Source organism: Microbulbifer harenosus (assembly GCF_005771435.1).
Classification (GTDB): Bacteria; Pseudomonadota; Gammaproteobacteria; order Pseudomonadales; family Cellvibrionaceae; genus Microbulbifer; species Microbulbifer harenosus.
The window spans coordinates 1-1,680 of the sequence record NZ_VANI01000041.1 but is presented as its reverse complement, the minus strand read 5'-3'; the positions used below and the strand labels follow the sequence as shown (position 1 = coordinate 1,680).

General features: G+C 57.0%; 1 protein-coding gene. It reads right to left on the bottom strand.

Annotated features, from left to right (window positions below; translation table 11 throughout):
* Window positions 1-35: 35 nt before the first annotated feature.
* A protein-coding gene (locus tag FDY93_RS19190) for an IS3 family transposase (RefSeq protein WP_420809580.1) occupies window positions 36-1,606 on the bottom strand; the annotation gives its coding sequence in 2 pieces (ribosomal slippage) (window positions 36-1,144 and window positions 1,144-1,606; 1,572 coding nt in all).
* Window positions 1,607-1,680 lie beyond the last annotated feature (74 nt).

The window sequence follows — 1,680 nt, the reverse complement described above, 5'->3', positions numbered from 1 at the left end:
CGGTGTTTGTCAAAGAAGATGTCGCGATCACTCGATTACGCTGCCTCTAATTTCACCTCCTGAGAGGCCTGATCTTCAGGCGAAGGATTCAGCCATACGCCACCCACTGGATTCCAGTTTCTGGTGCGGCCTGGCCACCGCTTTGGGTTTCTCTGTTTTGCATCCTCATACACTGCATGACGGCGCTCTAGCAGTGAGACCTCCTCACCGCTATGGCGCTGGCTTGGCGTAACAAAACGGATAGCACTGTGGCGATGCATATTGTTGTACCATTGCACGAAGCCATGCACCCACTCTCTCGCTGCGCTGATACTCTCGAACGGTTTGCTTGGATAGCTCGGCCCATATTTCAAGGTTCTAAACAGGCTCTCAGAGTACGGGTTGTCATTGCTCACCGAGGGGCGGCTAAACGACGCTACCACACCGAGCTTCTGCAGGGTGGCCAACATAGTGGCTCCCTTCATCGGCCCTCCATTATCCGAGTGCAGCACCAGCCCCTTCTTTACCACGCCTTCCGCAAGTTGTGCTTTGCGGATCAGCGTGCTGGCGTGTTCCGACGACTCATCAGCATGCACCTCCCAACCAACAATTTTGCGGCTGAAGATATCGAGTATCAGGTACAGCCGGTAGAAGACACCTCTGACACTCGACGCAAGAAACGTAATATCCCAACTCCACACCTGATTTGGACGCTCTGCCAAGTACCCCTTAGGTCTAGCGACGCTACGTGGCGTCTCCGCCTTGCCTCGCCGGTGCAGTTGATCCGCTTCTCGCAACACGCGGTAGAAGCTGGACTCCGAGGCGATGTATATCCCCTTGTCCGCCAGTGCCGGGACTATCTGTGAAGGCGGCAAACTGCGATATTCCGGCTGGTTGCAGACATCCAGTATCCTTTGCCGCTCCTCAGCAGTGAGCTTGTTGTCTGGCGTACGTGACTGGGCCGCGCGCTTGCGGTGATCGGCCAGATCTCCTTTCTGTAACGCTCTCTTCCAGCGCTGCAGAGTACGTACGGTGAGGTCTAATACCGCGCAAGCCTTGTACCGGGCGGCCCCAGCCGTCACCGCTTCCTCGATTAGCTCGATCGCCACCTGGCGGTCTTCCGAGGCGATCATTCGTCCTCGCTTTCCCCCCAGATGGCCTGGGCCTTTTTTTGTAGCACCAGTAGCGCGGCGGCCTCCGCTAGCGCCTTCTCTTTACGCTTGAGCTCCTTCTCTAGCTTGCGGGCTTTCTTGCGCTCTTTTTGCAGGTCCCGGCGCTCTTCAGCGGACAGTTGGTCACGATTGCCCGCCCCGGCTATCGCAGCCTCACGCCAGCGCTGTATCTGCTCTACGTAGAGCCCTTTCTGGCGGCAGTACTCCGCAAGCTCGGCCTCATTCAGCGCTGCAGTCTCAAGGATTACGGCGAATTTACTTTCCCCGCTCCAGTGCTCGGGGTTCTTTGGATCAGCTGGCACGGCCACACCCTGTTCTCGAAATTGATTTCGCCAATTGTACAGGGTTGGCTCTGAAACTCCGGTCTCTCGGCTGACTTCCGCTACGGATTTAGCGCTCGGCGGCATCATCATCTGGACTGCCCGCTCCTTAAAGCCCTCGTTGTATCGCGGCATTGCTCACTCTATGACCGCCCCCTGATACACTATTGGTTGGAAAGTGAGCGCGACATCTATCCTGACACAGGGGG